The 19735-nt window shown below is 59.5% G+C and carries 20 protein-coding genes and 1 pseudogene; 7 read left to right on the forward strand and 14 right to left on the reverse strand.

All coding sequences use genetic code 11. The annotated features are described in order from the left end of the window. The 3 genes from GA0061102_RS11085 (at position 1) to purU (ending at position 2787) form a co-directional block, all read left to right on the forward strand. Positions 1-912, forward strand: a complete 912-nt coding sequence (locus tag GA0061102_RS11085) for an electron transfer flavoprotein subunit alpha/FixB family protein (protein ID WP_092846816.1) — start codon at positions 1-3, stop codon at positions 910-912. A 2-nt stretch (positions 913-914) separates the two neighbouring features. Then, positions 915-1802, forward strand: coding sequence for a bifunctional methylenetetrahydrofolate dehydrogenase/methenyltetrahydrofolate cyclohydrolase FolD (folD, locus tag GA0061102_RS11090; RefSeq protein ID WP_092846818.1), 888 nt, complete (start codon positions 915-917; stop codon positions 1800-1802). A 100-nt stretch (positions 1803-1902) separates the two neighbouring features. Beyond that, positions 1903-2787 (forward strand): formyltetrahydrofolate deformylase, encoded by an 885-nt coding sequence (gene purU, locus GA0061102_RS11095; RefSeq protein WP_092846820.1) that lies wholly within the window; start codon positions 1903-1905, stop codon positions 2785-2787. 49 nt (positions 2788-2836) lie between these two features. Here purU and GA0061102_RS11100 read toward each other — a convergent pair whose 3' ends face one another. Then, positions 2837-3886 carry a flavin reductase family protein gene (locus tag GA0061102_RS11100; RefSeq protein WP_092846822.1) on the reverse strand — a complete coding sequence of 350 codons (1050 nt, stop codon included), beginning with the start codon at positions 3884-3886 and terminating at the stop codon, positions 2837-2839. Then, on the reverse strand, positions 3883-5142 hold the full coding sequence (locus tag GA0061102_RS11105; RefSeq protein ID WP_092846824.1) for an aromatic ring-hydroxylating oxygenase subunit alpha: 1260 nt from the start codon (positions 5140-5142) through the stop codon (positions 3883-3885). Before GA0061102_RS11105 ends, GA0061102_RS11100 begins: the two co-directional genes overlap by 4 nt. A gap of 115 nt (positions 5143-5257) precedes the next feature. On the opposite strand from GA0061102_RS11105, the gene GA0061102_RS11110 reads away from it, so the two are divergent. Then, a complete protein-coding gene (locus tag GA0061102_RS11110; protein WP_092846826.1) occupies positions 5258-6154 on the forward strand; it encodes a LysR substrate-binding domain-containing protein in 897 nt (298 codons plus the stop codon). 319 nt (positions 6155-6473) lie between these two features. Then, positions 6474-6707 (forward strand): DUF6429 family protein, encoded by a 234-nt coding sequence (locus tag GA0061102_RS11115; protein WP_092846828.1) that lies wholly within the window; start codon positions 6474-6476, stop codon positions 6705-6707. Here GA0061102_RS11115 and tnpC read toward each other — a convergent pair. From tnpC to GA0061102_RS11140, 5 genes are read right to left on the reverse strand one after another with little or no spacing between them, the layout of a single operon-like run. After that, a complete protein-coding gene (gene tnpC, locus GA0061102_RS11120) occupies positions 6688-8331 on the reverse strand; it encodes an IS66 family transposase (RefSeq protein WP_092846830.1) in 1644 nt (547 codons plus the stop codon). The two genes, GA0061102_RS11115 and tnpC, sit on opposite strands and share 20 nt — an antisense overlap. 48 nt (positions 8332-8379) lie before the next feature. Further along, positions 8380-8730 (reverse strand): IS66 family insertion sequence element accessory protein TnpB, encoded by a 351-nt coding sequence (gene tnpB / locus GA0061102_RS11125; RefSeq protein WP_208858639.1) that lies wholly within the window; start codon positions 8728-8730, stop codon positions 8380-8382. Further along, positions 8727-9140 (reverse strand): IS66-like element accessory protein TnpA, encoded by a 414-nt coding sequence (gene tnpA, locus GA0061102_RS11130; protein ID WP_092846832.1) that lies wholly within the window; start codon positions 9138-9140, stop codon positions 8727-8729. The genes tnpB and tnpA overlap by 4 nt, the downstream gene beginning before the upstream one ends. A gap of 31 nt (positions 9141-9171) precedes the next feature. Further along, the gene (locus GA0061102_RS11135) at positions 9172-9762 is read right to left on the reverse strand and encodes a DUF3885 domain-containing protein (RefSeq protein WP_425348527.1); all 591 of its coding nucleotides are present in this window, start codon (positions 9760-9762) and stop codon (positions 9172-9174) included. A gap of 20 nt (positions 9763-9782) precedes the next feature. After that, positions 9783-10208 carry a hypothetical protein gene (locus GA0061102_RS11140; RefSeq protein ID WP_092846836.1) on the reverse strand — a complete coding sequence of 142 codons (426 nt, stop codon included), beginning with the start codon at positions 10206-10208 and terminating at the stop codon, positions 9783-9785. 452 nt (positions 10209-10660) lie between these two features. Between GA0061102_RS11140 and GA0061102_RS11145 the strand changes: the two genes are divergently transcribed. Both GA0061102_RS11145 and GA0061102_RS33505 read left to right on the forward strand, forming a co-directional pair. Further along, entirely contained in the window at positions 10661-11281 is a 621-nt protein-coding gene (locus GA0061102_RS11145) for a GGDEF domain-containing protein (protein ID WP_245297976.1), read from the forward strand. 269 nt (positions 11282-11550) lie between these two features. Further along, positions 11551-11676: pseudogene (locus GA0061102_RS33505) on the forward strand (IS6 family transposase); the annotation flags it as partial. Between the two features lie 308 nt (positions 11677-11984). On the opposite strand, the gene GA0061102_RS11150 reads toward GA0061102_RS33505, so the two are convergent. The 7 genes from GA0061102_RS11150 to sfnG form a co-directional block, all read right to left on the reverse strand. Further along, entirely contained in the window at positions 11985-13232 is a 1248-nt protein-coding gene (locus tag GA0061102_RS11150) for an SfnB family sulfur acquisition oxidoreductase (RefSeq protein ID WP_092846840.1), read from the reverse strand. Between the two features lie 29 nt (positions 13233-13261). After that, positions 13262-14056 (reverse strand): ABC transporter ATP-binding protein, encoded by a 795-nt coding sequence (locus tag GA0061102_RS11155; RefSeq protein ID WP_092846842.1) that lies wholly within the window; start codon positions 14054-14056, stop codon positions 13262-13264. Between the two features lie 90 nt (positions 14057-14146). After that, complete coding sequence (locus GA0061102_RS11160; RefSeq protein WP_092846844.1) at positions 14147-15481, reverse strand: ABC transporter substrate-binding protein; 1335 nt, start codon at positions 15479-15481, stop codon at positions 14147-14149. A gap of 96 nt (positions 15482-15577) precedes the next feature. Further along, positions 15578-16621, reverse strand: coding sequence for a branched-chain amino acid ABC transporter permease (locus GA0061102_RS11165; protein ID WP_092846846.1), 1044 nt, complete (start codon positions 16619-16621; stop codon positions 15578-15580). 2 nt (positions 16622-16623) lie between these two features. Continuing rightward, the gene (locus GA0061102_RS11170) at positions 16624-17520 is read right to left on the reverse strand and encodes a branched-chain amino acid ABC transporter permease (RefSeq protein ID WP_092846848.1); all 897 of its coding nucleotides are present in this window, start codon (positions 17518-17520) and stop codon (positions 16624-16626) included. Next, a complete protein-coding gene (locus GA0061102_RS11175) occupies positions 17520-18437 on the reverse strand; it encodes an ABC transporter ATP-binding protein (RefSeq protein ID WP_092846850.1) in 918 nt (305 codons plus the stop codon). The genes GA0061102_RS11170 and GA0061102_RS11175 overlap by 1 nt, the downstream gene beginning before the upstream one ends. 125 nt (positions 18438-18562) lie before the next feature. Continuing rightward, entirely contained in the window at positions 18563-19672 is a 1110-nt protein-coding gene (sfnG, locus tag GA0061102_RS11180) for a dimethylsulfone monooxygenase SfnG (protein ID WP_092846852.1), read from the reverse strand. Between the last annotated feature and the right edge of the window lie 63 nt (positions 19673-19735).

Raw genomic sequence — 19735 nt, forward strand, 5'->3', positions numbered from 1 at the left:
ATGGCTGTTCTTCTTCTGGCCGACGTGAACAACGGCGATTTGGCTATCGACGGGGTCGCCAAGACCATCTCCGCCCTCAAGACGCTGGGCGAGGTCCATGTGCTGGTAGCCGGTCCGGCTCCCGCCGCCGCTGAAGCGGCCAAACTGTGCGGCGCGGCGAAAGTCCTGCATGCCGAAGACGCTGGCCATGGTTTGGCGGAACCGCTGGCGGACCTCGTCGTGTCGCTGGCCGGCAACTACAGCCATATCGCCGCCGCCGCGACCGCGTTTTCGAAGAATGTGCTTCCCCGCGTTGCCGCCTTGCTGGACGTCATGGTCATGACCGATGTGACCGCCGTTATCGATCCCGAGACCTTCGAACGGCCGATCTACGCTGGAAATGCTATCCAGACGGTGCGCTCGGCCGACAGGATCAAGGTCTTCACCGTTCGCACTGCGTCGTTTGCCGCGGTGGAACAGCATGGGGCCGCTGAAATCCAATCCGTGCGGATGGGCAGCTTTGGCGCCAGCGCTTGGATCGAGGACAAGATTGCAGCCTCGGAAAGGCCCGAACTGACCTCCGCCAGAATGGTGGTTTCGGGCGGACGTGGCGTTGGATCGCGCGAGAGCTTCGCACTGATCGAAACTTTGGCGGACAGGCTGGGCGCAGCCGTCGGCGCCAGCCGCGCGGCGGTCGATTCCGGCTACGCGCCCAATGATCGGCAGGTCGGCCAGACGGGCAAGATTGTAGCACCTCAACTCTACGTCGCCGTCGGCATATCCGGCGCCATCCAACATCTGGCCGGCATGAAGGACTCCAAGGTCATCGTGGCAATCAACAAGGACGCGGACGCCCCCATCTTCCAGGTGGCCGATTACGGAATTGTCGGAGACCTGTTCACTATCCTCCCCGACCTCACTGACAAGCTCTGACCATGGCGCATGTGATTGACGGAACGGCCTTCGCCGCCAGGATCCGCGAAAAAGTGGCAGCTCGTGTCGCGCATTTGAGCAAGACGCACGGGATCACGCCGGGACTGGCGGTGATCATGGTGGTCAACGATCCAGCCTCGCATGTCTATGTCCGCAACAAGGGCCTCCAGACCATGGCAGCAGGCATGGCCTCTTTCGAGCATCACCTTCCCGAACAGACCGGCGAGACAACCCCTCTGGCGCTGATCGAAGACCTGAACGCCGATCCGGCGGTTCATGGCATTCTCGTGCAACTGCCTTTGCCCGGACATCTCGACGCCGCAGCGGTCATCAACGCGATCGACCCTGCCAAGGATGTCGACGGGTTTCACATATCCAGTGTCGGGCGTCTTGGAACCGGCCAGAAGGCGCTGATGCCGTGCACACCGCTCGGCTGCCTTCTCATGCTCCGGGACCATCACGGTGCGCTCACCGGGCTGAATGCGGTCGTCGTCGGCCGCTCGAATATCGTCGGAAAGCCGATAGCGCAGCTTTTGCTGCAAGAAAATTGCACCGTGACCATCGCGCATAGCCAGACAGTCAACCTGCCTGACGTCTGCCGGCAGGATGACATTCTCATCGCCGCCGTCGGTCGTCCGGAGATGATCCGGAGCGACTGGATAAAGCAGGGAGCCACGGTGATCGATGTCGGCATCAACCGGATCGAGCGGGACGGCAAGCGCCGGCTCGTCGGTGACGTCGATTACGGGTCCGCAGTCGGCGTGGCGGGGGCAATCACACCTGTTCCAGGCGGGGTCGGCCCAATGACGATAGCCTGCCTGCTCGCCAACACCGTCGTCGCCTGCTGCCGGGCGCATGACTTGGCGGAACCAGAAGAATTGACGGCATAGGCGGGCTCGATCGCCATCGAGCGCTTGGATCATAAGGGAAGGCTCCGGTCCTTCTCTGCAAAACGGCATGCTCCCAATTTGGAGAGCGGAGGGAAACCAGATGTCAAAATACTGCCTGACCGTAACCTGCCCATCGCAACGCGGCATCGTCGCCGCCATAGCCAGCTATCTATCCGAAACCGGTTGTAACATCACCGACAGCGCCCAGTTCGACGCTGTCGATACCGGCCGTTTCTTCATGCGCATCAGTTTTACATCCGAAACGGGAGCCCAGTTGCCGGCGCTTGAAGAGGGCTTCGCGGAAACCGCCAAAGCCTTCGACATGACAGCGAGCTTCCGTGACGAATCGCGAAAAAGGAAGGTGATCATCATGGTCAGCCGGTTCGGCCACTGCCTGAACGACCTTCTCTATCGCTGGCATATCGGCGCGCTGCCGATCGACATCGTCGGCGTGATCTCTAATCATATGGACTATCAGAAGGTCGTGGTGAACCACGATATCCCGTTCCATTGCATCAAAGTGACGAAGGACAACAAGCAGCAGGCGGAAGCAGACCAAATGCGGGTCGTGCGCGAAACGGGCGCAGAGCTGATCGTCCTTGCCCGTTACATGCAGGTTCTGTCCGACGAGATGTGCCGCGAAATGTCGGGTCGGATCATCAACATTCACCACTCCTTCCTGCCGAGCTTCAAGGGCGCCAACCCTTACAAGCAGGCTTTCGAACGCGGCGTGAAGCTGATCGGGGCAACGTCGCATTATGTCACCGCCGAGCTGGACGAAGGCCCGATCATCGAGCAGGACACCGTGCGCGTCACCCATGCGCAGTCGGCGCAGGACTATGTAAGTCTCGGGCGCGATGTCGAAGCCTCGGTTCTGGCACGGGCCATCCACGCTCATGCCAACCACCGCGTCTTCCTCAACGGCAACAAGACCGTCGTCTTCCCCGCCTCGCCCGGTTCCTATTCTTCGGAACGCATGGGCTGAAACTGTAAGGTCGGGCAACTTGCTCGGCCTCCGGTTTTTCCGCGGCCTTTCACTTTTCGATGACGACGTCCGATGTGGGGCGGGAGCAGCACGCCAGAATGAAGCCCTGGTCGATTTCGCGCTGGCGAATGCCGCCTTGATGTTTCATCTCGACCGTGCCGGACAACATCCTCACGCGGCAGGTTCCGCAAACGCCCTTGCCGCAAGAGGTCTGGATCCGGGCGCCCGCCACCTTCGCCGCCTTCAGGACCGTGGTTTCTGCGTCCACGCTGGCGGTCAATCCCGCTTTGGCGAAGGTCACGGTAAACTGAGCCGATCCCGCCTCTGCCGCGCTCCCGATATTGTCATCCTCGCGGGCGCTTTCGAAGCTTTCGATGAAGACGCCGTCGGGCGGATGACCCATCTGCTTCAGCATCAATGTGGCCAGGTCCATGAAGCCGCCCGGGCCACAGCAATAGACATGGCGCTGCGCGACATCCGGCGCCAGAGCACGCAAAAGGTCGGAACTGAGCCGCGCGACCGGACCGATCCAGCCCGCGCCGGGGATATGGCGTGTGACTACGGGTACGATACGCAGTCCAGGAAGAGCCTCGACCCATCGGCGCATGTGCTCACGGAAGATCATGTCCTGCGCGCTGGAGGCGAAATGAACCAGCAATACATCGCAGGTGGACGCTTTGTCCGCCAGGCTTTGCAGCATGGACGCCGCCGGCGTGATGCCGCTACCGGCAGTCAACAGCAAAAGCGGCGTTTCCGGCTCAAGCCCGCAACTGAATTGTCCCATTGGTCCGGAGGCTCTGACCTGCAGACCGGGCCGCATATGCTCGAACAGCCAGTTCGACACCCGACCCCCCTGCACGCGTTTGACCGTGACGGAAACATTCTCCGCGTTCAACGCGGATGACGATAGCGAATAGCTGCGGATATGTTCCTCTCCGTCGATCTCGAAAACGAAGTTCAGGAACTGGCCTGGATTGAAGCGGAACTGGCCGGCCGGATGGGCGAAGAGATAGGTCTTCGCTACGTGCGTTTCCTGCCGAACGCCAATGCATTCCAGACGAAACTCGCCGGCTTCCGATAGGGGGGAGGGTGTGTTCACGCGCCAAACCCATGTTTCTGAAGCCGTTCGATATACCAGGCAATGTTGCGATCGACCGCGGTTTCGCAAAATGCGGAGAGGGGTCCCGGTTGATAGCCCGTCGATGCGACGCCCTGTTGGGCGATCGTCACAAGATCGGCGTCCTGCTGGTTGGTCGCAAGCCAGACTTCTGTCAAACGATCGAAATCGTAGTCGACGCCCTCGCGAGCGTCCTTGTTCACCAGCCAGATAGTGCGCAGTTCCGTGCGATCAGGGGCAAGAGGGATGATCCAGCTTATGACAGCGTGATCGGCAAAGAAATGGGACCACGAATTATGGGTATGCAAATGCATGTCGCCAAAGCGCGGATCGGTCAACCGACCCAGAAGCTTCCGGCATGCCGCAGAACCATCTATCGTATGGGATTCGCCTGCGCCCGCGATCATAAAACGCTCTGTTCTAAAGAGGGTCGCAAACCCCTCGTAATGCTCGACCTTCCGCGAGGGGAAGCCTTGGCCCTCCCATACCGCAACCTGCGAACTGGCGATCTCGCAATGCCTAGTATATTCGTCCTTTTCTTCCTCGCCGACTTCATCAGGATCAAAGCCGATATCCATGCCGACAAAGGTGTTTAGTAGTTCGGGATGAGAACCCTCGCAGTGGTAGCACTCGCGATTGTTGTCGACACTGAGCTTCCAGTTGCCCGGCTCAACGATGGTTTTTTCCAGCGCCACGTGGGCATTCCCCAAGTCGTAGGGTTCGAGGCGCTCGCCGAGAATACGTGAAATATCATCGATGTCCGATGGAGCGTTTTCGTCGATGCATAGGAACACAAGTCCGCCGATCACCCGCAGATTGACCGGCTTTAGCCCGTGGCAGGCGCGGTCCATCTCCTTACCCATATGCGCTGCGTGCACAAGGTCGCCGTTCAGGTCATAGGACCACTGGTGATAGGGACAGACGAGCCGTCCTACTGACGTCTTGTCTTCGCCGACCAACCGCGCGCCGCGATGGCGACAGACATTGTGGAAGGCGCGGACCTGCATGTCATCGTCGCGCAGCAAGAGGATGGACGTCGTCCCGATATCGAGCTTGCGGACATCTCCTGGCTCGGGAATATCCGCCGTCACGCCGGCCAGAATCCAGTGCTTGTGAAAGAACACATCGAGATCGACGCCGTACAGATCCTGCCGGGTATAAAACGGGGCAGGCAATGTATATCCCCGGCGATAATGCGTCACCAGATCAGTGATCGACGAAGTGTTGTCAGCGTTCATGGACGTCTCCGATGAAAAGCAAACCGCTCCAATCGCGGCAATAACAACGATGAGTGCCGCTCATTGCAGGGTTTGACAACTGGACAAATTTTCTCTTTAGACATATCCTGAAGTTATGCGAACGCTCCGCGCCCAGATCGGCCCGCTGGCCACCATTTTTGCCTTCGAGGCCGCTGCAAGGCTCCGCAGCTTCACGTCGGCTGCGGACGAGCTCGGTGTCACCCAAGCTGCGGTCAGCAAGCAAATTTCGCTGCTTGAGGAACGCCTCGGTACCAGATTGTTCACCCGTGGTAACCGCAATGTGGAGTTGACAGCGGCAGGACAGCGGCTGTCCGTAAGTGCGCATGCCGCACTATCCTCAATCGCTGATACCATGTCCGATATCGGGAAGCAGGAGCGAAAGCCGCTTACCGTAATGTTGTCCGCTTCTTTGTCGCGGTTCTGGCTGATGCCACGAATGGCCGATTTTCGGAACACGAATCCCGATGTCACTCTGCGTGTCATCGCATATGACGAATTGACGGATGCAAAAACGAAGAGTGCGGACTTGATAATCCGCTATGCACCGGGATTGCGGGAGGAGCCATCAGCGATCCGCCTGTTCGGCGCGCACGTTCTCGCAATGGCGTCGCCGGAATTTCTCAAACACCACCCGATCGCGACGGAGGGCGACGTCGCGGCCTCTCCTCTCATCCACTACGACACACCAGGCCCTCACTGGATCAGTTGGGAAGACTGGGGACGGGCAGCACTAGGAGACAGACACCTGCCGCCGCCTTCCCTTTCCGTCAGCCGATACCATGATGCGATCGTGGCGGCACAGCAAGGACAAGGCGTCGTCCTTGTCTGGAAGGTTTTGGATGGGGGCGATCCATATGCGGAAGGACTGATTGCGGTGCCCGGCCCCGAGATACAAGCTCCCGGAGCCTTCTATCTGGTGCCCTTAACGCCGGATCGGACAGAGACGCATGACGCGGTCGCCTGGTTTAGGACGCAATGCTCAGACTTATAGAAGCAAATTTGCGCCGACAGGACCGACAGGGGTGATGTCATGTCTGCACCCGACCCGCAAAGCTCAAACACCGGCCAAAATCACATTGCCAAACGGGCGCCATCCAGACATGACATCACCTTGAAAACCCGCAAGATTGGAAGCATATCCTCTACTTAGCGTAGGATTTCGCCCCCTCCCGCAAACGACCCCTACGAGACTGACAACTTGACATCAATCTCGACGTAAAGCCTGTTCTCCCCCATTAGAGTCCATCAGAACGTACGCATCCGAGCCGAACCGCAGGGACAGAGAAGCACTCGCGTGATAAGCTGGCGGGATGGAGATTGACGAAGACAGGATCGATGACGCGGTTCTGGCGCTGCTCTGGTTGACGCTGCACAACGAGCGCTGCGCGTGGAAGGGGTTTGACTGGACGACGACCGATCGGCTGCACCAGAAGGGGCTGATCTGTGACCCCGTAAACAAGTCGAAGTCGTTGGTCCTGACGGATGAGGGTCTGCGCCGATCGGAAGAGCTGTTCCAAACGCTGTTTACGCGGCAGCCGCAATAGCCTTGGCACGGATGGCTTTCCAGTTCCACGGCAACAGTTCATGCAGGCGGGAGACGGACAGATCGGCGATCCGGGTCAGAACGTCGGCCAGCCATGCCTTTGGATCGACGTCGTTGAGGCGAGCGGTGGTGATCAGCGTCAGCATGATGGCAGCTCGGTCTGCGCCGCGCTGGGAACCGGCGAAGCTCCAGTTTTTTCTGCCGCATGCAACTCCGCGTAGCGCTCTCTCGGCCGCGTTATTCGTCATGCAAATTCGGCCATCGTCAGCGTATCTGGCAAAATCAGCCCAGCGAGACAGCATGTAGTTGATCGGCTCGATCACCGGTGATGATCGCGACAGGCCCTCAAGTTCGAGCCTGAGCCGCGCTTCCAGTTCGATCAGTAGCGGCTTGCTCTTTTCCTGACGAACGGCACGACGCTCTTCGGCGCTCTTGCCATTGATCTCGCGCTCGATGACGAACAACGCATCGATACGCCTGACGGCCTCCAGTGCCGTCGCTGAGACAGGTCTCAGGCCCTTTCCTCGACGGGCACTCCGAGAGACATCGGCTAGCTCGAAGAACTTCCTTCGCGCATGGGCAAAACAGAAGGCCGGCGTCACCGGGATCTGCTTCTTCGTCCGATCGAAGAGCGGATAAAAGCCATTATAGCAGTCGGCCTGCAGGATGCCCGTGAACTCGACCAGATGCTTTTGAGGATGCTCGCCGCGCCGATCGCTGGAGGCGTAGAAGACGGCGGCCGGCGGTGACTGTCCCCCGAAGGGCCTGTCGTCGCAAACGTAGGTCCAGATGCGCCCCGTCGTGCATTGCCCTTTCGCCAGGATAGGGATGGTGGTGTCGTCGCCGTGGAGGCGCTCGGCGGCAAACACATGGGTCTCGATCATGTCGAAGAGCGGCTTGACGGCGGCGCTGACGTAGCCAACCTGATCAGCGAGCGTCTGCGTGGACAGATCGATCCCCTCGCTGCGAAAGCGCCGGCTCTGGCGGTTAAGCGGTTGATGCTCGGAGAATTTGTCGAAGACAATGGTGGCGAGCAGGTTGGGACCGAGGAAGCCGCGTGGCGTGGCATGGAAAGGTGCCGGCGCCTGACTGATACAGCCACAATCCCGGCAGGTAAATTTTTCTCGCACGGTCTCAACGACCTTGAAGCGGCGCGGGATCTCTTCCAACGTCTCGGTGCTATCCTCGCCCAGCTTCGACAGTCGTTCGCTCCCGCAGTGGGTGCAGGCAACCGGCGCTTCGACGACGACGCGTTCGCGCACGATATCCTCTGGCCAGGGCTTACGCACCGGCCGCTTGCGGGTGAAGGCGTGGACATCTCGGGTTTTGGCGGCAGACGCTTGTGAAGCGAGCTCGTCCTCGGTCGCGTCGGCAACCAGTTCCTCGAGTTGCAGTTCCATCTGGTCGATCAGTCGCTGCGTGCGCTCCCGGCCGGGACCATGCTTGTCGCGCTCCAGTTTGGCGATCAGCAATTGCAGATGGGCGTTGAGGGCTTCAATGCTGGAAAGCTTGGCCTTGGCGCTGCTGGCTTCTGCCTCCGCCCGTAACCGCGCCTCGCGCTCTACCAGCAGCGCGGCGTGGGCGCTGGCAAGATCGTCGGGAAGGGAAAGTGGCGGCAACGACATGCTGTTACAAGAGCATATTTCTCCAATGAATTCAATGCAAAGAGACGCTCAAACCCGTGTCGGACGCCACGTTTCCTGAGGGGCTCGCCAGTCAATTCCGGACAGCAAATAAGAAAGCTGAGCGGGCGAGATCGCCACCGCACCACCCTCCACATTCGGCCAGATGAACCGGCCGCGTTCCAATTTTTTCGTGAACAAGCATGCGCCTTGGCCATCATGCCAAATCAATTTTATCAGGTCACCACGGCGACCCCTGAAGCAGAATAGATGACCGCCTAGCGGCTCCTGCTTCAAGACTTCCTGCACCCGAAGCGCGAGAGACGGGAACCCACATCGCATATCCGTATGACCCGTCGCCAGCCAGACCTTAACGCCCGATCCCATTGGCAACACGTTCATCGAAGCGTTTCCAGACCACGAACAATCCGCAGCATCAAATCGACATCGACATTCTGGTCGACGATCACCCGCCGACCGTTCGCGCTGACAACCTCGATCCGGCCATCTGACGGTGAGGCGCTATTACGCAGACTACCAACAGGGTCCGGCGTGACGATGGCCGGGATAAACCCTGCAACCTGATCGACGACTTCAACCTCTCCAAGCTTGCCAGCTCGCGCGAGGCGACGCCACTCATAGAGCTGTGATCGCGATATTCCGTGACGACGTGCCGTTTCCGAACAACGGCCCGGCTCAAGCAGGCTCTCCGCGACAATCCGGAGTTTGACGGCATTGCTAAACCGCCGACGTCGACCGGTATCGACGATATCGAGGCGGCCAGCAGACTGACTGTGAGTATAGATGTCCATACAGGCAGTCAGCTATTTTTCCGCACACCTCTCAAGGCGGCCCAGCTCGGATGCGTACATCAGAACGGTCGGACAACCAGGTCGGAAATAGACCGCGCAGCCTGTCAATTTCTTCTACTCGATCCGAAAATATGTCAAAGCCACCTTCGTAAGGAGCAATTACATTTCCGTTGTGAGCTATCATGACCGTCTGCATGATCTCGTCTCGCATGATGGCCGCTACGAGGAGCTCGATTTCTGAGCTATTGATCTGTTTGACGCCGCCGTAAAGGTCAAACGTGACACCCTTGCCATCCTCTTCGTCTGTGACGTCAGCGTCCACCAACTTCAATCCAACGGAGGACATTGCGTCAGGGTGATAACGTCCACGTTCCCCATCGTACTTGATGACCGGCGCAAATACCAAAATCGACAAGTCATTCGTACCAAAGAGCGACGACCCGATCGCATCGAAACGCCGAAGCATTTCTTCTCTTTCGCCCCGTGCCGTGATTGGACGATCTCCAGATGGATGCGCGTAGAACCGTAACCATCTAGACGCAAAAGAGCTACGCAATCTCCAGCCGAGGGGCGGAATCCCCGGAAAATAACGATGAAAGGTCGATTGTCGATGCCGCCACATTAGATCAGGCTGCTGATTGCTTAAGCTTCTGCGATGCGCAGCGTCTTGCAAACCACCGCAGTCGATGTGCCATGAACGAAGCCGATGACGGACAAAAACTGTGACCTATCTCGATCAATTATTTTCCTTATGTCCTCCTTAAAATACTGAAGGCCTGCCCGCCCTTGAAACAAGGCATTCCATCCCGCATCTACCGACTGCGAAGATGGCACATTTTCAACACTCCAGATGAAAATGGCGTTGACTATCGAATCATCCCAAATTTGCCCTAGGGAAATTTCCTGAACTCCCTCATATGAGAGTTTTACTTCCGTTCCATCAGCCCTCCGTAAAGTTAAAAGGAGCTGACGATGGTTCACAAAATCCAACGAAATCAATCTTGCGTCGTGGGCTCTGGCCCCAAGAAGCATCCCGTCGTCGTCATTTCCCCATGCAATTTCTCTCATTTCCATACTCCTGATCATCACTTATTTGCGCCGCGAGGTGTGAGTAAGCATCAAGTAATGACCCCAGACACTGCAGCGAAAACAATTGCTTATTTTACCTATCGGCATCGTGACCCCCATGGATTGAGATGAAGCGCTGGGCTTCTGTCGCAAACCGGGCACCAAGCTCAAAGAACGGTTCCGGATATTCGTTCGAAGACAGTTAATTCGTGAAAACAACTGTGCAAAGCAACAAATTTTACAGGATTTCTTAAGCCGGTTTTTTGGGGCGTCTGTTTAGCTGACACAGCACTAAGAACGGGTACGACTCCGATATGATTCGACAACAGCGACATCCCTCCGCCACCATTTTCAAAGCCCTGCGGAGGGCCACGCTCGGCGCGCTGTTCGCCGTAGTCGGTTCCGTTGGTCTTTTACTTATATTAAACCTATTGATGCCGGATCGACCATTTTTGGTCGGATTTGTCGGTGCAGCACTTATTTCCGCATTTGTGTCCTTTCCGCTGCTTTTTGCCTTGCAGCTCAACAACGGCGTCGTCCGCAAGATGCAGGAAAACGTCACCCAGGCGGCGCGCTACGACAGCGTGACGAAGACGCTGAACGGCACCGCCTTTGCCGCGGCCGTCGAGCACTTTATCGACCGGCGCAAGCATGCCACCACCGATACCGGCGGCATCGTCATCGCAGTCATCGTCGATACGCTCGACGACATCGGCCGCCGTTACGGTCCGCAATGGGCCGACACCGTGATGCAATCGCTTGCCTCGATCATCCAGTCCTCGGTTCGTCGTGACGATCTTGTGGCGCGGCTTGCGACCAACGAACTCGACATCTTCCTACCTGGCGCCACGGTCGAGGACGCCCGCGACATCGGCACCCGCATCCGCACGCGCGTCTCCGCCGCCACCTTCAGCGCCGACGGCGCGCCGCTTTCCGTCGCCATCCGCCTCGGCGGCACCTCCTTCGACGGCCCGGCCGACTTCAACCAACTCCGCCAACTCGCCGACCAAACGGCTTTCGAGCGCGGCGACGAGAGCGACGACATCCCAATCAGCGCGCTGCCGGCCGCATGAGGCTGGCGACCCCGCGGCAGCGGCGGCCTCGGCCCGAACGGCGAGACCCGTCTTTGATGCGGCGTCAAAGCCAGCTAGGATCTCAGTTGGCCTTCTGGATCCGCCGAGGCTGATCAGGCCTCGAGGGATGAGATGTCGGTATGGGGTCTCGTTAAACAGCCTTCATGACGGAAACCTCGATTTCAACGCCCGCCGTCACATATTTCCACATCGCGACGAGCAGCTTTCCCGGCAAGCGCGACGATGGCTGTTTCCTAAGGCGCCCCTGGTTGCGCCTTACGCCAATCGAGACTGTCGCGCGTGCGATTTGGCTCTATTTCCGCTTCAATGTCAGCCTTCGCGAAGTCGAAGAATTAATGCTCGAACGCGGCGTTGTCGTTCCTTGCGAGACGATCGGCTGGTGTCGCAAACGATGCAATCAAATACCACGCTCTATTTTGCCGGCGCGCCTTCCAATAACCCATCGAGAACTTCCAGAAGTGGATCGGTGATCGCTTGGCCAAGTGCGTTGCGGGCTATCTAAGCTCTTGATGGGGATCGAACCAGAGCGCATTGCACAGTCTATTGCATAATATCCCCTGAATTCTCCTCAGAAGTCGTCCAGCTGTAATTCCAGCGCGTCAGATCCGCGCGGGAGACCGTATCTGCAAGGATTTGTGGCTCTCCTCCGATTTGCACAGGAGAGCCAGCTTTGCGCTCGAAACTAGCTCCAGGCGTGGAGCGGCGGTTTTTCGCCATTCAGGAAGAACTTGCCGAGGATCGAATATTTCCACCGCACCGGATCGTGCAATGTGTGCGTGCGGGCATTGCGCCAATGGCGGTCGAGATTGTGTTCGGCGAGCGTGGAGCGGGTACCCGCCAGCTCGAATAGCTTGTTGGTGGCCGCAATTGCGATTTCGGTCGAAAGCACCTTGGCTTCCGCGGTAGCAATCTGCGCTTCGGCCACCGTGTCGGCTGTCGGGTTCAGCACCGCCCGGTCGATTGCGTAGCCGGCCTTCTCCAGAAGCGCTTGCGCAGCATGGAGCCGTAGTGTCAGGTCGCCGACCGCCTGGATCGTATAGGGATCGTCCCAGGCATTCTCCACCCCGCTATCCACCCAGGCTCGGCTCTTGGTGCGCACGAAGGCGACCGTCTCGTCGATAGCTGCCTGTGCGATACCGGTATCGACCGCGACCTGGATGATCTGAAAGATCGCGCCATCGGCCGTTGGCACCTCATATCCTTTATATCCCGGCACGAGATGCGTCTTCGGCACCTTGACGTTATCGAGCAGCACGGTGCCAGAGAGCGTCGTGCGCTGGCCGAACGAAGACCAATCATCAATGACGGCGAGACCGGGCGCATCACGCTGCGCGATCGCATACCAGGCCCGCCCCTCGTCATCGAGCGCCACAATCGGCACGAGATGGGCAAGCAGAGCGCCGGAGGAATAGAACTTGCGCCCGTTGACGACGACATGGTCGCCGGCATCGGTGAAGCGCGTTTCGAAATCGACCGCCCGCTTCGAGCCGAACTCGGAGAAGGCATTGCCGAAGCGCGTGCCCTTCAGAACCTCGGCGAAAAGAAGCTTCTGCTGCTCGGGATCCGATACCGTCCTGATGGCAGCGACCACGCCCAGATGGTTCTGGGCGATCTGGCCAATCGAGGAGTCCGCTGCCGATATAATCTCGATCACTTTGGCAAGCGTGGCGTAGGATACCTCCGGGCCTCCGAACGCCTTGGGCACATTGATGGACCAGAGGCCGCTTTGAGAAAAGGCATCCAGCTCGGCAATCGGCCAGATCCGCTCGCGGTCACGCTTGGCCGACTCCTTGATGAACTCGGCGGCAAGCCCCTTGGCGACGGCAATCGCCTCAGCATCATCCTTGATGATGTGGGCAGACTGGGTCGGACGGGGCACCCCTGGCACGGTTTCGACCGCGTTTTTGGTATTAACCTGTGAAAGCGTCATGCTGATTTCTCCTCGTTGAAGATGGACGGTCAAGCGGCTGGAAGGCTTGTTGGCGTGAAGGCGGGCGCGGGAGCCGGTTTCTGGCCGAGATAGAACGCCTTGACGTCGTCGCGCTGGCGCAGCTCGGTTGCCTCTCCCGAAAGCACGCCGACCCCGCTTTCGAGGACGATCGCCCGGTCGGCATAACGTAGCGCGATCGCGGAATTTTGCTCCGCGAGCAGAATAGAAAGGCCGGTCTCAACATTCAGCCGCCGCAGCGTCTTGAAAATGTCCTGTACGACGATCGGCGCAAGCCCCATGGAAGGTTCGTCGAGGACCAGCAGGGCCGGACGCGACATCAGTGCGCGGCCGATCGCCGTCATCTGCTGCTCGCCGCCGGAGGTGAGGCCCGCCAGAGCGCGGCGCTTTTCCTTCAGCCGGGGGAAAAGCGCGTAGATTTTCTCCAGATCGAAGGCGATCTCCGCACGCGAACCGCTGCGGCCGAGACCGCCGGAAACAAGGTTCTCCTCGATGGTCAGATTGCGGAAGCAGTGCCGGCCTTCCAGCACCTGCACCAGACCGGCGCGCACAAGCTGAGCCGGCGTCGCCGTCGTGACATCACGGCCTTCATAAAGGATGCTGCCGGCGGTGATTTCACCGCGTTCGGCCGGAAGCAGGTTCGAAATGGCTTTCAACGTCGTCGTCTTGCCGGCGCCATTGGCACCGAGCAGGGCAAGAATCTCGCCGCGATGCAGCGTGAAGCTGACGCCGTGGAGCGCGGTGATCGCTCCGTTGTAGGTCGCCTTGATGCCATCGACGCTCAAAAGGACGTCTTTTCCAGCCATGGTCCACCCGATCTCTGTGTGGTTTGCGGGGCAGCCGGGCACCAACAAGGAACGGGTGAACCGCCGCTTGCCGATACCCGGCCACAGGGCTCAGTTCGTCACGGTCTGCGCGTCTTCAGACGTGCGCAACTTGATGCCCTTTTCCTTGGCATAGGCCTCGGAGGATTTTTCGATGATCGGACGCAGCAGCGCCCAGTCCGGCGCGATCCAATCGGAGACGACGTTCCATTTTTTGCCGTCCCACTGCTGGAAGGTCACGTAGCCATTGCCCTCGTGATTGTCCCAGGTGACGTTGATCGAGTGGAACAGGCCCTTGGCGCCAAGCGCTTCGACGCGGGCGCGATCGAGCTGCAAGTGCTCGAAACCCCAGCGAACTTCGTCGCCGGTCAGCGTGCGGTGTCCGAACTTGCCCTGCGCGATGCGGATCGCCTCGACGTTCAGGATGCCGTTGACGATACCGAGATTGTGATAGACCGAGCCGATGCGCTTCTTGTCCTCGAGATTGCCCTTGCCGTTGTCATAGAGGGTCTTCACGATCTCCTGGACGATCGGATACTCCGTACCGGAGGCCTGTGTCGTAATCGCGGTGTATCCCTTGGCCGCATCGCCCGCCGGGATCACATCTTCTTCCGAGTTCGACCAGACATTGCCGATGATATGGTCGACCGGAAATCCGGTCTTGGCAGCCGTCTTCAGGGCAACCGGGTTCATGACGCCCCAGCCGCGCAGAACGACGTAGTCGGGCTTGGCGCGACGGATCGTCAACCACTGCGCCTGCTGCTCATTGCCTGGATGCGGCACTTCAATCTGCTGCAGGTCGAAGCCGTATTTCTGCGACAGAAGTTCGTAGATCGGAATGGTTTCCTTGCCGTAAGGCGAGCCGTGATAGAGCACGACGATCTTCTTGCCCTTGAGCTTGTCGACGCCGCCGAGCTTGGAGGCGATGTAGTTTACGATGCCCGAAGTCTCGCTATAGGGGTTGAGAAGCAGCGGAAAGACATAGGGGAAGACACGGCCGTCGGTGGAATCCGTGCGGCCGTGATTGATGGTGATCAGTGGCACCTTGTCCTGGGTGATACGGTCGATCATGGCATAGGCGATGCCAACGGAAAGCGGGTTCCAGGCGGCGATGTTCGGATTGCTCTTCAGGCGCTCATAGGCCTCGACGCCGCGCTCGACCTCATACTGGGTCTCCGCTTCCGACCAGGTCAGCTTGACGCCGTTGACACCGCCGTCACGCGTGTTGATCAGGTTGAGGTAGTCGATGAAGCCGCCGAAGAAACCGGTGCCGCCAGCCGCATAGGGTCCGACGCGGTAGCTCTGCAGCGGGAAATATTGTTCGTCCGCATGCGCCGCCGGTATGGCGACCGAAACGGCCAGGCCGGCCGCGAAGACAGCGGCTTTGAGTTTCGCAAGCATAGTCATTTGGATACACCCCCGGTGTTGTCCGGCGCGAAGACCGGATCTGGTTTGAATGAATGATGCGTTTGTTGGTCTTGGGAGCTCACGCTCCAGCTTGACTCAGGCGGCCCTGCTGACGGCGGAGCCGAGCCGCCTTCGGATCTTGCCCCAGAGCGAGGAAAGCCCGTCCGGTTCGAGGATCAGAAACAGGATGATCAGCGCGCCGAGCACGATGCGCTGGCTCATGTCGAGCACGCCGGAATCGAACAACTCGCCAAGCAGGAAGGAGCCGAGACGAGACAGGATGAGCGGGAAGACGACGATCAGCGCCGCACCGAAAAATGCTCCCCGCGTCGAGGCGAGCCCGCCGATGATGATGATGAACAGGATCTGGAACGAGCGATCGAGATTGAAACCGGCTGGCTCCACGGTCCGCAGATAGGCGAAAGCCCAGAGAACGCCTGCGACCGCAACGATGAAGGAGGAAATCGCAAAGGCCAGCAGCTTGGTCTTCAGCACGGGTACGCCGATGATCCGCGCCGCCGTCTCATTGTCCCTGACCGCGATGAAGTTGCGGCCGATCTGCGAAGTCGCCAGCCGGTGGGCAAGGAAGGTGAGCACCACGACGATCGTGAGCGAAAACAGATAGCGCCCGACCGGACCTGTGAACTCCACGCCCACCAGCGTCAGCGGCGGCGCATCGATGACGCCGGAAGCCGAGTCGTTGGAAAACCAGCTGAACTTGGTCAGTGCCCATTGCACGAAGAACTGGGCGGCAAGTGTCGAGACGGCAAGATAGAAGCCTTTCAACCGGAGGCTCGGCAGGCCGAAGACGATGCCGACAGCCGCCGCGCAGAGACCGGCGAGCAGAATGCTGATGATCAGCGGCAGGCCATCGACACGCAGATTGAAATTATAAGCAGCAAAAGCGCCGACAGCCATGAAGGCTGCACTTCCAAGAGAGACCTGACCGGCATAGCCGGTGAGCAGGTTCAAGCCGACGCCCGCCAGGCTGAGCGCCAGGAACGGCACGAGGATCGCCTCGTAGAGATAGGTCGAGCCGATGAACGGCACGACGACATAGGCAACCGCAATCAGGGCTGCCGGCGCCAGCCAACGATGGGACGTTTGCGTGGAATGCAGATCTGCGGTGACGACGGCCATGGTCAGACCCTTTCCACGAGCTTTTGCCCGAAAAGACCGGAGGGGCGGATGAGCAGGAAGGCGAGCGCCACGACATAGGCAAACCAGCTTTCGATGCCGCCGCCGAAATATTCGCCGATATAGACTTCCGCGAGCTTCTCGGTTGCACCGATCAGCAGGCCTCCGACGATCGCGCCCAGGATGGAATCGAAGCCGCCGAGCACGAGGACGGGAAGCGCTTTCAGCACCACCAGCGACAGCGAGAACTGCACGCCGAGCCGCGCGCCCCAGAGCAGGCCCGCAACAAGCGCGACAATGCCGGCAGTTGCCCAAACCGTCGCCCAGATCCAGGGCAGTTTCAGCCCGACGGCAAGGGCAGCAAACTGATCGTCCGCCACGGCCCTGAATGCGAGACCGACCCGCGTGTAGCGAAAGAAGATTGACAGCAGCGCCACCATTCCGGCGGCAACGGCGGCGGCGAAGATGTCGAACTGGCTGATCAACACGCCGCCAACCTCGAAGGGTACATCCTCGATCCCAAGATCAAGCCCATGGACCTGCGTGCCCCAGATCAATTGGGCGGCGCCCTCGATGATGTAGGAAAGCCCGAGCGTCGCCATGAACAGCGTGATCGGCGGCTTGTTGGTCAGCGGGCGCAGCACGGTGCGTTCGATGGCAATGCCGATCAGCACCATCGCCGCGAAGGTGATAACGAAGGCCAATGCGAAGGGTACGCCGCGCTCGACGAGGCTGACGAAAGTCAGCGCCGCAAACAGCAGCATCGAGCCCTGGGCGAAATTGAGTACGCCCGAGGTCTTGTAGATCAGCACGAAGCCGATCGCGACCAACGAATACATGACGCCGGACAGCAGGCCGCCGACCAGCACCTCGATGAAAAACGACCAGTCGAAATCCGCCATCAGATGCCCTCCCTGTCTTCGTTTTCCGGCGCAACGCCGAGATAGGCATCGATGACGCGCTGGTCGGTGCGGATCTCATCCGGCGTCCCGTCGGCGATCTTACGGCCGTAATCCAGCACGGCGATCCGGTCGGAGAGCTGCATGACCACGCCGATATCGTGCTCGATGAGGATCACCGTCGTTTGGTATTGATCGCGGGCGGCGCGAATGAAATCCGCCATGTCATTCTTCTCCGTCGCCGTCATGCCCGCCATCGGTTCGTCCAGAAGCAGGATCTTCGGCTGCGCCACCAGGGCGCGTGCAAGCTCGACGCGCTTTTGCAAGCCATAGGGCAGCGTTCCCGCCAAGCGGTCGCCGACATGATCAAGATGAAGGAATTCAAGGATGCGGATTGCCCGTTCGCGCGTATCGGCCTCTTCCCGGCGCGCCCGGGCAAGACCCAGAACCTGCTCGGCGAAGGTCGAGCGCACCCGATGCGCCAGACCGGCAACAACATTGTCGATGACGCTCAAGCCTTTGAACAAGGCGAGGTTCTGAAAGGTTCGGCTCACGCCGAGGGATGCCAGCCTTTCGGTCGGCACATGCCGATATGAGGTGGAGCCGATGCGTACATGACCGCGGTCGGAGCGATAGACGCCGCTGATGACGTTGATCAGCGAGCTCTTGCCGGCCCCATTCGGCCCGATGATCGCACGGATCTCACCGGGCTTGACCGAGAGATCAACGTCAACGAGGGCCGCAACACCACCGAACGACAGGCTGATCCCGTGCAATGCCAAGCCGCTGGTATCTTCAGACGCGTTCAACACGCTCTTTTCGTCCACGGGCGGAGAAGAGCCGCGGCCGATCTTTTCGACGGCATCCTGCAGCGCTGCACTAGTTGCCACCACGTCGAAGGAATAACTTGCGGCGGGCATTCTCTATCCTCCATACGGCTGGCGGCGCGCGAACACGGCACGCAGTTTCCCGTTGCGTGGACCGCCTCCAGCCCACGCTCTAATGATCGGTCTCTTGCGAGATGTGCTGAGGGCGTGGCTGGCCTCTACTCGGCCGCCACCGCCTGCCTGCTACCGGCTTCTTCGAGTTCACGGACCAGCGGGATCACATGCTTGCCGAAATATTCGACCTCTTCCTGGAAGTGCAGGAAGCCGAGCAGGATCAGATCCGCCCCCGCCCGCTTCAGCTCGACGACGCGTTCTGCAACCTGCTGCGGCGTGCCGATGAGGTTTGAGCGGAAGCCGTCATTGTACTGAACGAGATCATCAAAGGAGGATTTTGCCCAGTTGCCCTCGCCTTCCGGCGACGCCTTGCCGGCATTCTTTACCTCATGACCGAAGGCCTTCACCGCATCCGGATTGGCTTTCTCGATGATCTCGGCGAGCACCGCTTTTGCCTCTTCTTCCGTCTCGCGGACGATGGCGAAGGCGTTGACGCCGACGCGCACCGAATGGCCGTTCTCTCTGGCCTTCGACTGGATATCGTCGACCTGTTTGCGGATCTCGGCCGGCGTATTGCCGTTGGTGAAATACCAGTCGGATACGCGCGCCGCCATATCGCGCGCTGCCCGCGAAGAGCCGCCCTGGAAAATCTCCGGCTGCGGATCGATCGGCTTCGGCTTCAGCGAATATTCGTTGAAGCGATAGAAGTCGCCGCGGAAGGTGAAGTTGTCTTCGGTCCAGATGCCGCGAAGTGCGCGAATGAATTCTTCCGAGCGGCGATAGCGTTCGTCATGGTCGAGCCAGTACTCGCCGATCGCCGCGAACTCACCACGGAACCAGCCGCTGACGATGTTGACGGCAACGCGCCCGTTGGTCAGGTGATTGATCGTCGCGATCTGCTTGGCCGCAAGGGCCGGGTTCCACGGTCCGGGAAGAAGCGCCGCGATGACTTTGAGTGTGGTCGTCGATTCCAGCAGCGCATGGCTGAAGGCAACGGATTCGTGCTGGAATTCCGCGCCGTAACCGGCCGTGAAACGGATCTGGCTCAGGGCATACTCAAAACCGCTGGCTTCCGCGATCTGGGCGAGCTTTCTGTTATACTCGATCGTCCAGCTCGTGCGCTGCTCAATGTTCGAGATCACCAGGCCGCCCGAAACATTTGGCACCCAATAAGCGAATTTGACCGCTTCGTTCGCGGCGTTGGACAATGTCATATCGGTTTTCCCTATCCGAGTTATACTAATACCCTATAGATTTAATGGTCTATTGAAAGACAA

Source organism: Martinezella miluonensis (genome assembly GCF_900094545.1).
GTDB classification, from domain to species: Bacteria; Pseudomonadota; Alphaproteobacteria; order Rhizobiales; family Rhizobiaceae; genus Rhizobium; species Rhizobium miluonense.